Origin of the sequence: Caulobacter sp., from assembly GCF_049283275.1 — a bacterium.
Classification (GTDB): Bacteria; Pseudomonadota; Alphaproteobacteria; order Caulobacterales; family Caulobacteraceae; genus Caulobacter.
The window spans coordinates 1-9,514 of the sequence record NZ_JBAPVS010000086.1 but is presented as its reverse complement, the minus strand read 5'-3'; the positions used below and the strand labels follow the sequence as shown (position 1 = coordinate 9,514).

Annotated in this window: 10 protein-coding genes; 4 read left to right on the top strand and 6 right to left on the bottom strand. The window is 67.5% G+C overall.

Annotation, left to right across the window (positions count from 1 at the left end; genetic code table 11):
• The 3 genes from WAL33_RS04285 to WAL33_RS04275 all read right to left on the bottom strand — a co-directional run.
• Positions 1-229 (bottom strand): iron chelate uptake ABC transporter family permease subunit (locus tag WAL33_RS04285; RefSeq protein WP_422178827.1); only part of this gene is annotated, 229 nt, incomplete at its 3' end.
• Entirely contained in the window at positions 226-1,050 is an 825-nt protein-coding gene (locus tag WAL33_RS04280) for an ABC transporter substrate-binding protein (RefSeq protein WP_422178825.1), read from the bottom strand. The genes WAL33_RS04280 and WAL33_RS04285, both read right to left, overlap by 4 nt.
• Before the next feature lie 5 nt (positions 1,051-1,055).
• Positions 1,056-1,691, bottom strand: coding sequence for a TetR/AcrR family transcriptional regulator (locus WAL33_RS04275; protein WP_422178823.1), 636 nt, complete (start codon positions 1,689-1,691; stop codon positions 1,056-1,058).
• Between the two features lie 165 nt (positions 1,692-1,856).
• Between WAL33_RS04275 and WAL33_RS04270 the strand changes: the two genes are divergently transcribed.
• From WAL33_RS04270 to WAL33_RS04255, 4 genes are all read left to right on the top strand, one after another.
• On the top strand, positions 1,857-3,320 hold the full coding sequence (locus WAL33_RS04270) for a glycosyltransferase (RefSeq protein ID WP_422178821.1): 1,464 nt from the start codon (positions 1,857-1,859) through the stop codon (positions 3,318-3,320).
• Positions 3,321-3,338: 18 nt separating this feature from the next.
• Positions 3,339-4,241 (top strand): class I SAM-dependent methyltransferase, encoded by a 903-nt coding sequence (locus WAL33_RS04265; protein WP_422178819.1) that lies wholly within the window; start codon positions 3,339-3,341, stop codon positions 4,239-4,241.
• A 5-nt stretch (positions 4,242-4,246) separates the two neighbouring features.
• Complete coding sequence (locus WAL33_RS04260; RefSeq protein WP_422178829.1) at positions 4,247-5,050, top strand: TrmH family RNA methyltransferase; 804 nt, start codon at positions 4,247-4,249, stop codon at positions 5,048-5,050.
• 195 nt (positions 5,051-5,245) lie between these two features.
• Positions 5,246-5,542, top strand: a complete 297-nt coding sequence (locus WAL33_RS04255; RefSeq protein WP_422178817.1) for a DUF3892 domain-containing protein — start codon at positions 5,246-5,248, stop codon at positions 5,540-5,542.
• Positions 5,543-5,584: 42 nt separating this feature from the next.
• Here WAL33_RS04255 and WAL33_RS04250 read toward each other — a convergent pair whose 3' ends face one another.
• The 3 genes from WAL33_RS04250 to ligA form a co-directional block, all read right to left on the bottom strand.
• On the bottom strand, positions 5,585-6,004 hold the full coding sequence (locus tag WAL33_RS04250; protein ID WP_422178815.1) for a DUF2147 domain-containing protein: 420 nt from the start codon (positions 6,002-6,004) through the stop codon (positions 5,585-5,587).
• A gap of 101 nt (positions 6,005-6,105) precedes the next feature.
• Positions 6,106-6,711, bottom strand: a complete 606-nt coding sequence (locus WAL33_RS04245; protein ID WP_422178813.1) for a 3'-5' exonuclease — start codon at positions 6,709-6,711, stop codon at positions 6,106-6,108.
• A 1-nt stretch (position 6,712) separates the two neighbouring features.
• Positions 6,713-9,058: an NAD-dependent DNA ligase LigA gene (ligA, locus tag WAL33_RS04240; RefSeq protein ID WP_422178811.1), complete on the bottom strand. Its 2,346-nt coding sequence runs from the start codon at positions 9,056-9,058 to the stop codon at positions 6,713-6,715.
• Between the last annotated feature and the right edge of the window lie 456 nt (positions 9,059-9,514).

Genomic DNA, 9,514 nt, shown 5'->3' with positions numbered 1-9,514 from the left:
GTCCCTGCATCGTCGCGCCCGCCAGGCCCAGGCCCGCGCCGACCAGGGCGGCCATCAGCACGCGCGGCAGGCGGATCGCCCAAAGCACCTCGCCCGGCGGCGAGGCCGGATCGCTTAGGGCCTGGTGATATTGGCCGGCGCTCAATGGACTCTCGCCCAGGCCGATGGCGACCACCGCGGCGGCGCCCAACACCAGCAGCAGGACAAACTCCAGGCGACGCGGGCTCATCGCGCCGCCTCCGCCAAGACCCGCGCTCCATCGGCGGCGAACCAGGCCGAGCAGCCCAGCATGGCGCCGGGCAGCGAGGCGATCACCCGACCGCGCGTCGCCTTGCGCAGCGCCTCATGACGTCCGGGTCCCCAACGGTCGGCGCCAGCCCGGGTCAAGTCAAAGAAACCCAGCACCACCGCCTTGGGCGGGTTCAGCACCAGGTGTTCCAGAGGCGCGGGCGAAAAGTACGGCTGGGGCGAGGCGTTGGTGAAGCCGGCCGCCCGCAGCATGGCGTCGATCATCGTATTGGGGCCGGCCGTGTAGCCGCCGGGCGTCAGGTAAAAGGCGCTTCGTCCTCTGCCCGCGCCGGCCGCTCGCGCCAGGTCGGCGTCCATTCTTGCCAACAGCGCCTCGCCTTCGGCCTGGCGGTTCAAGGCCACGGCCACCTGGCGGACATTGGCCCGCACGCCGTCGAAGTCGACGGCGTCGCCCAGACTCACCGTCTGAACGCCGCGCCGGGAAATGGCGGCCATTAGCCGGGCGTCACCGCCCCACTGGCGCACCACCACCTCGGGACGCGCGCCTAGCACGGCTTCCAGCGTCGTCCGCCGTTGAGGCAAGCCGGCGGCCCTGGTGCGGAGAAAGGAATCCGGCCCGTCGGCGCGCGGCGAGATCCCGACGATGGCCTGACGCGAGGCCAGGGCCAGGACGTACTGGTCAGCGCAGGAATCCAGCGACATCACGCGCCTCGCGGCCGCTTGGGCCACGGTTTGAGCGTCGACGGGTCCCGCCGCGATCGCCAGGCCGACGATCAGGCCGGCCAGCAAGGCGGCGCGCATGGGCGTCAGTCCGTGACCAGGCCGTGCAGCAGCCCTTCCAGCGTAACCTTCATCAGCTCTTCGCGCGGAGCCCAGTTGCGATCCGGCATGGTGATCAGCAAGGCCACCAGTCCATGACAGGCCGCCCACAGCACCTGGGCCGCGCTCTCGCCCGATCCTGTGCGCAGGCGCCCAGCGGCGGCGATCTCGTGAATCGGTCCGCTGAACTCCTCGAAGCAACGGTCGCCCAGCTCGGCGGTGGCGGCCTGTTTTTCCTTGGAGATCACGTCGCGCGAACCGCAGAACACCAGCTGGTAGGTGTTAGGATTGCTAAGAGCGAAGCGCATATAGGCCTCAAGCATCAGCTTGACGCGCGCCACCGCGTCGATCGGCCGGTGAGCGATGTCGACATTGACCGCCAACAGTTGGCCGATCGCGTCGTCGCTGATCTCCAGCAAGATCTGATCCTTGTCGCGGAAGTGCATGTAGAGCGCTGTCGATGACACTCCCACCGCGTCGGCGATCTTGCGAATCGTAGCCCCTGCATAGCCCTCGGCGATGAAGATCTTCTCGGCGGCGGCCAGGATTTCCCCCCGGCGCAGGTGACCGTCTCCCTTCGGCTTACGGGCGGACTTGTGCGGCTTCTTCAACACGACCGTCACGATGTGGCGTTCCCCTACCTAATCCCCTGGACCGACACTAAACGGGAATCACCCAAAGGCCGCAACACTCAACGATTTACGTGAAACGGGTATTTTTCCGTTTGACACTTTATAGTTGAAGATTCGTTATCTACTCGCTGGATCTGACTAGGCGCGGCGGGGGCTATGGCGCGAGAGGAAAGAGACCAGCAGTGGCGCGCGTTCGGGGCGCGACCAACGGACGGAAGCTGGGTCGGGGCCACGCCCGACGAGCCGGAGTGGGCGGCCAAGCCGCTGCGGGATGGAGCCCATCGCCGCCTGTCGCGGGCCCAGATCATCGGACTGTCAATCTTGGTTCTGGGATTGGTCCTTCTTGCCCTGTTGCAGCCCCGCCTGATCCTCGAGGGGTTTCACCTGCTGTTCTTCCTGGGTTTCATGGGTCATTCGGCGATCAAGCTGGTCGCCGCCTTCACGCCCCGTGGGCTTGCGGTCACAGCACCCCTCCCCGACGAAGCGCTGCCCGCCTACACGATCATTGTCCCTCTCTACCGCGAGGCGGCGGTGGCCGCGGAGTTGGTCGCCAACCTGCGTCGCCTGAACTATCCGCGCGACCGCCTCCAGGTGCTGATCGTTCTCGAGGCCCAAGATCATGAAACCCAGGTTGCTTTCGCGACCCTGGATCTGCCGGCCGGTTTCCAGGTGTTGATCGCCCCGCCGGGCTCGCCCCAGACCAAACCCCGCGCCTGCAATATCGGGCTGGAACGGGCCCGGGGCGAGCTGGTGGTGATCTACGACGCCGAGGACGCGCCCGACCCTGGCCAACTGCGCGAAGCCGCCGCGCGATTCGCCCAGGCCGACGCCGACCTGGCCTGCCTGCAAGCGCCGTTGCGGATCGAGCCCGATCCTCGCTTCCTGCCCGACCAGTTCGCCCTCGAATACGCGGTGCTGTTCGAAGTCTTCCTGCCGGCCCTGGCGCGCTGGGGCCTGCCCTTCCCGCTCGGCGGCACCAGCAATCACTTCCGAGCCGACGCCTTGCGCGCCGTCGGTGGGTGGGACCCCTACAATGTCACCGAAGACGCAGACATCGGCTTTCGCCTGGCCGCACAAGGCCGCCGGCTCGATGTCCTGGCCCGTCCGACCTTCGAGACCTCGCCCACCACCTTGAGGATCTGGACGCCGCAACGGGCGCGCTGGATCAAGGGCCATCTGCAAACCCTGGCCGTCCATGCTCGCGGGCCGGCCGTCCGCAACCCACGCGGCGCCGTTGCGCTGATCCTCACCCTGGCCTTGCCGGTGATGTCGTCCCATCTCCACGGCCCGCTGTTCGCCTGGCTCCTGCTGCAAGCGGTCGGCGCCATGCTCGACCTCTGCCCCGCGGTCCCGACGCCGGATTGGATGCTGATGTTCTTTGGCTGGACCTGCGTCGCGATCGCGGGAGCCCAGGCCCAGCGGCGGGCCGGACATCGACAAAGACCCCTGCCCTTGCTGGGCGCGATCTTCTATTGGCCGCTTCAGAGCCTGGCGGCGGCTCAGGCCCTTCGCCAGTTCGTCGTGGCGCCGTTCCATTGGGACAAGACCCCGCACACGCCCCGCGCCGCCAACCCTCTGTTGCCTCGCCTGCTGGCGCGGACTGGACGGGCCTTGCCCTGAGCGCGTATTGGCGGGGGCATGAATCCGACTGTCGCCGCCGCCCCACTCGTCATGCGCACCACCGGCTGGGCCGACTACGCCCTGCTGGACAGCGGTCATGGCAAGAAACTGGAGCGCTACGGCCGTTACACCGTCGTGCGCCCCGAGCCGCAGTGCTTCTGGGCTCCGCGCCTGGACGCCAAGGTGTGGGACGCCGCTGACGCCGTCTTCGATCCGTCCGACGAGGACGAGGCCGGCCGTTGGCGCTTCAAGAGCAAGCCCTTGGAAAAGTTCGACCTGGCCTGGGGCGAGGCCAAGTTCCACGGCCAGTTCACGCCATTCCGCCACCTGGCCTTCTTCCCCGAGCAAGCGGCCAACTGGGCCTGGCAGGACGCCCGCGTCCGGGCCATCAAGGGCAGGCAGCCCAAGGTGCTGAACCTGTTCGGCTACACCGGCGTGGCCAGCCTGGTCTGCGCGGCGGCCGGCGCGGCCGTCACCCATGTGGACGCCTCCAAGAAGTCGGTCGGCTATGCCCGTGACAACGCCGCCTTCGCGGGACTGGCCGACAAGCCGATCCGCTGGATCGTCGAGGACGCCCGCCGCTTCGTGGCCCGCGAGGTGCGGCGTGGCTCGCAATATGACGGCATCATCCTGGACCCGCCCAAGTTCGGCCGGGGGGCCGACGGCGAGGTCTGGCGTCTGTTCGAGGACCTGGCCGAGCTGACGGCGAACTGCGCCCAGATCCTGGCCCCCGACGCCTCGTTCCTGCTGATGAACGCCTATGCCGCCCGGGTCTCGGGCGCGGCGATGTCGGGCCTGCTGGCCCAGGAGCTGCAAGGACGCGGCGGGGTCATCGACTGGGGCGAGCTGTCGTTGGTCGAGGAAAAAGGCGACCGGCAGATCGGCCTGTCGTTCTTTGCCCGTTGGGCCAGCGAAGGGTGATGACGATGAACGCCGCCCAGCAATCCAAGACCGTCACCTCGCTGTCCAACAATACGGTCAAGGCCGTCCGCGCCCTGCATATGCGCAAGGAGCGCGAGGAGAGCGGACTGTTCCTGGCCGAGGGGCTGAAGATCGTCATCGAGGCGATCGACTGCGGCCATGCGCCCAAGATCCTGATGTACGGCCGCGACGCCGCCGACCATCCGATGTTGCAGAAAGCCAGCCAGGCCTGCCTGAAAGCCGGCGGCGAAGTCATCGAGGTCAATCGTGAGATCCTCGAAAAGGTCTCGCGGCGCGACAATCCCCAGGCCGTCGTGGGCGTCTTCAAGCAGGTCTACACGCCGCTCAGCGCCATTGTGCCGGAAAGCGCGCCTTGCTGGGTGGCGATGCAGGCCGTGCGCGACCCCGGCAATCTGGGCACAGTGATCCGCACGGCCGACGCGGCCGGCTGCGGCGGGGTGATCCTGGTCGGCGATTGCGTGGACCCCTATTCGGTCGAGGGGGTGCGGGCGACCATGGGCTCGATCTTCGCGGTCAAGATCGCCAAGGCCTCGGTGGCCGAGTTCCTGGCCTGGCGCGAAACCTGGCCCGGCAGTGTGGTCGGCACCCTGCTGACCGCCACGGTCGATCACAAGAGCGCCGACTATGTGAAGCCCTCGCTGATCCTGATGGGCAACGAGCAACAGGGCTTGCCGCCCGAACTGGCCGCCGCCTGCGACGTCAACGTCAAGATCCCGATGCGCGGCCGCGCCGACAGCCTGAACCTGTCGGTGGCCACCGGGATCATGATCTACACGGTGACGGGATAGGGGCGATCGCCTGCCCAGCGGGGCAAGCCGAGCCATAAATCCCTCAAATCGCGCAGAACCTGCTATGATGCCGGGCGCGTCGGATTTCGACGCCCTTTTTACCAGCCGAAACGCTCACCTCGCGACGGTTCGTTCCGCCCCCCTGGCGGAACGGAACGTCGCTGTTGCGTATCTTATGCGGACGACAAAGACGCCATGGCCAAACGCGCGGAAATCACCTCCATCGCTCGGAACGGACGTCACACGACCTACGAGCGGATCACCCATGTCTGCGGCGGCGGCGACACGCCTTGGAAGCTGACGATCAAGGAAGCCATCAAGCTCATCGACACCGGCAAATGGCAGTTCTTCGTCATGCGTGACGGCGCGCCGGTGAAGGTCGAGGCGCTGAACAGCAGAACCGGCGCCCGGTATCTGAAGACGGCCAATGACCGTTACGAGCCGCACGACATGCTCGCCCTCCCCGATTGCCCGGCCGACGTCGTGGCCTAGCGGCGACGGGGACAGACCACGGGCCTTCCCCCTTAGGGATAACTATTTGATCCGCGTCCACTTCTCGGTCTTGCACAGGGGCGCCATGATGCAGCCCTTGAGCTTCAACTCGTTGGGCGATGTCATGGTGATGGTTCCAGAATAGGTGCCGCCGTCATTGGCGTTATAGACCTTGCCGCCCGTCCACTTGGTCGGCCCGCCGGTGAAGTCGTACAGCATCTGCATGTTCTTCAGCGGCCGATTGCGCAGGCTGGCGTCCTTGTTCTTCGCGTCCTTGACGGTCGGATCGCTCTTGATGTGATCCGAACTGACCAGCTTGCCGCACAGGCTGTTGCCGCAACGGCTGATCTCGACCTGGCCGCCATTGGTCTGGGTCAGCCACAGGCCCGTGGCGTCCTGGGCCAAGGCCGGCGCGGAAACGGCGGAAAGGGCCAGGGCGGCGGCAAGGATAGGCAGTTTCATGGGGTCTTCTCCCGGGTTGTTGGGTCTATCTAACGCGCGTTCTGCTGAACCGCCTCTGAATTGATGACCGAGTTCGAACGAGTCCCGCCGATCCTAGCCCCCTAGACAACCCGCCGTTTCGGGCTCGGGCTGGAACAGGTGGTGTAGCTGGTCGCGGTCAGCCGTCCGGCCACCATGCCCAGCTTGTCCGGCAGTTCGCGGATGTGCGACGCCCGGGTCGCCTCGACGGCGGCCAGGGCCACGCTGCCGCAGGCGAAGGCGTCCTGGGCCGCGTCATGGTGCTTGAACGCCACGCCCAGGAAGTCGCAGACCGCGTTCAGCTTGGCCGACGGCAGCTCGGGCCAGGTGTTCTTGGCCACCTGCACCGTGCAGATGTAGTCGAAGCGCGGGAACGGCAGGCCGTAGAGCTCGCACGTACGGCGCATCACGCTGATGTCGAACGACGCGTTGTGGGCAATCACCGTCGCCGTTTCGATTCGGTCCCGCAGCCGCGACAGCACGGCCGGAAACTCGTCGGCGTCCTCGACGTCCTTCGGACGAATGCCGTGGACCGCGATGTTCCAGCCCGAAAAGCGCATGTCGATCGGCCGGATGTAGTGATGCTCCACCTCGGTGATCCGCCCGTCCTCGATCCAGGCCAAGCCGATGGCGCAGGGGCTGGAGCGTTGCTCGTTGGCGGTTTCGAAGTCGATGGCGACGACCGGCATGTCAGGTCCCCACCATGTCCAGCCACTCGTCCTCGGTCATCACCTGGATTCCCAGCTCCGTGGCGGTCTTCAGCTTCGAGCCCGCGCCGGGGCCGGCCACCACCAGGTCGGTCTTCTTGGACACCGAAGAGGCGACTTTCGCCCCCAAGCTCTCCGCCTGGGCCTTGGCCTCGTCGCGGGTCATCTTCTCCAGCGCGCCGGTGAAGACGATGGTCTTGCCGGCCACGGCGGTGTCGGTCTTGGGCTTGGCGACGGCCTGGATGTCCAGCTCGGCGATTAGATTGGCCACCTTTTCGCGATTATGTTCCTCGGCGAAGAAGCGGGCGATCGACTGGGCCGCCACGGGGCCGATCCCGTCGATGGCCGCCAGCTGTAGATAGTCGTCCCCCGGCGCGCCCTGCCCGGCCTCGGCCAGGGCCTGGGCGAAGCGCTCCCACGTGCCGTAGCGCTCGGCCAGAGCCGCCCGGGCCGGCTTGTTCAGCTTGGGCGCGGCGTGGCCGATCTTGACCTCCAGGCTGTCGGCCTCGGGCCAGGGATCGGCCTTCAGCCCGCCCTTGCCGGCCTCGACCAGCTCGTCGCGCGCCTTGGGACCGACCCCGGCCGCGCCTGCGAGCTCCAGATAGACCGCGCCCGGCAGTTGCCCCGCCGCCCGCTCGGCGGCGGCCTGCAGGTCCTCAAAGCGGTCGAAATTGCGCGCCAGCACGGTCGAGGTGGTCTCGCCGATGTCGCGCATGCCCAGGCCGTAGATCACCCGGTCCAGGCCGATGGTGCGCCGCGCCTCGATGCCCTTGACCAGGTTGGCGACCGAGGTCTCGCCATAGCCGTCGCGCTCTCGCAGTTCGGCCAGCTTTTCCTCGTCCCTGGCCAGCTTGAAGATATCGGCCGGCTCCCTGATCCAGCCGGCCTCGAAGAAGGCCGCCAGCTGCTTTTCGCCCAGGCCCTCGATGTCGAAGGCCCGGCGGGAGACGAAGTGGCGCAGGTGCTCGATACGCTGGAACGGACAGGCGAACTCGCCACTGCACCGGCGCACAACGCTTTCGGCCCCCGAAGCCGTGGTTTCCGTGACGATCTCGGTATGCAGCGGGCACGGGCAGTGGGTTGGGAATTCGAACGGGACCGAATCCGCCGGCCGCTCCTCGGCCACCGAACCGACGATCTGCGGGATCACATCGCCGGCCCGTTGCAGGATCACCGTGTCGCCGACCCGCACGTCCTTGCGGGCGATCTCGTCGGCGTTGTGCAGGGTGGCGTTGGTCACCGAGACCCCGCCGACGGTCACGGGCTTGAGACGGGCCACCGGGGTGATCGCGCCGGTGCGGCCCACCTGCAGGTCGATGGCCTCCAGGATGGTGCGGGCCTGCTGGGCCGGGAACTTTCGGGCGATCGCCCAGCGCGGCGAACGCGACACGAAGCCCAGGCGACGCTGCTGCTCCAGGTCGTCGACCTTGTAGACCACGCCGTCGATGTCGAAGGCCAGCTTGGGCCGCAGCTCCTCGAACTGGGCGTAGATGTCCAGCAGGCCTTGGGCGTCCTGCACCTGCTTGGCCGGCGGGGCGGTGGTGACGAAGCCCCATTCTTCGAGTTTCGCCAGGGCTTCCCACTGGGTCGCCGCGAAGCCGGCGCTGGTCAGACCCCAGGCATAGCCGAAGAACCGCAGCGGCCGCTGGGCGCTGATCTTCGGATCGATCTGGCGCAGCGAGCCGGCGGCGAAGTTGCGGGGGTTGGCGTAGGTGCGTTGGCCGGCCTCGAGCGCGGCGGCGTTGAAGGCGGCGAAGGCCTCCAGCTCGACATAGACCTCGCCGCGGATCTCGATGACGTCCGGCCAGCCCGAACCCTTCAGCCGATGCGGAATGTCGTCGATGGTGCGCAGGTTGGCGGTCACGTCCTCGCCCACCCGGCCGTCGCCCCGCGTCGCGCCCTGGACCAGCACGCCCTTCTCGTAGCGCAGCGAGGCCGACAGGCCGTCGATCTTCGGCTCGGCGGTGTAGAGCACCGGCTCGTCGGTCAACCGCAGGAATCGGCGGATGCGAGCGTCGAAATCCGTAGCCTCGTCGTTGGAGAAGGCGTTGTCGAGGCTCAGCATCGGCACGCCGTGCTCGACGGGCGAGAACTGCTCGGCCCGCGCCGCCCCGACCCGCATCGACGGCGAGTTGTCGCGCACCAGATGGGGAAAACGGTCCTCGATCTCGAGATTGCGGCGCTTGAGGGCGTCGTACTCGGCGTCGGTGATCGTCGGAGCGTCCTGCTGGTGATAGCGCAGGTCGTGGGCCGTCAGGTCGTCGGCCAGGCGCTCCAGCTCCAGGGCGGCCTGGGCTTCGGTGAGGTCGGCGACGGCGATCTGGGACACGGGCGAATCCGGGGTGTTGCGAAGAGGGCAGACTAGCCGGGGGTGGGTGATCCGGGGAGGCGTTTTGTGGATTCAGCGGCTCACGCCCTTGCCCCCTACGGGTCGCTCCGCGACCGTCTTCCCCCATGGGGGAAGAGGAGCCCGTGCGCGGCGTCCTCCGCCCCCTATGGGGGCGGACAGACCGCGAAGCGGTCAGGTGGGGGCAAGTGGGTGTGATCTCACGCGATCTCTCGCTGAGCGAATGGGAAGGGTGCGAAGCGCCCGGGCCTCGCCCGGATGATTTGCAGTTTTGAATACCGTTTCGACGAAGGCGAGCGCTTCGCGTGGAGCCGTTATCCGGAAGCCTTCGGATCGCGGATTTTTAACCCGCTCCGATGGAGGCCCCCGACGGGCAGGACGTTGGCGCGTCCTGGACCGCCCGGGCGATTTCAGCCCGGGCCTGTTGACTTGCCCGCC

What these genes read in the sequence shown, in the direction of transcription:
- WAL33_RS04260 (WP_422178829.1), top strand. Translation starts at nt 4,247, where the DNA reads ATGAACGCCGCCCAGCAATCCAAGACCGTCACCTCGCTGTCCAACAAT.
- WAL33_RS04270 (WP_422178821.1), top strand. Translation starts at nt 1,857, where the DNA reads ATGGCGCGAGAGGAAAGAGACCAGCAGTGGCGCGCGTTCGGGGCGCGA.
- WAL33_RS04245 (WP_422178813.1), bottom strand. Translation starts at nt 6,711, where the DNA reads ATGCCGGTCGTCGCCATCGACTTCGAAACCGCCAACGAGCAACGCTCC.
- WAL33_RS04250 (WP_422178815.1), bottom strand. Translation starts at nt 6,004, where the DNA reads ATGAAACTGCCTATCCTTGCCGCCGCCCTGGCCCTTTCCGCCGTTTCC.
- WAL33_RS04265 (WP_422178819.1), top strand. Translation starts at nt 3,339, where the DNA reads ATGAATCCGACTGTCGCCGCCGCCCCACTCGTCATGCGCACCACCGGC.
- WAL33_RS04280 (WP_422178825.1), bottom strand. Translation starts at nt 1,050, where the DNA reads ATGCGCGCCGCCTTGCTGGCCGGCCTGATCGTCGGCCTGGCGATCGCG.
- WAL33_RS04255 (WP_422178817.1), top strand. Translation starts at nt 5,246, where the DNA reads ATGGCCAAACGCGCGGAAATCACCTCCATCGCTCGGAACGGACGTCAC.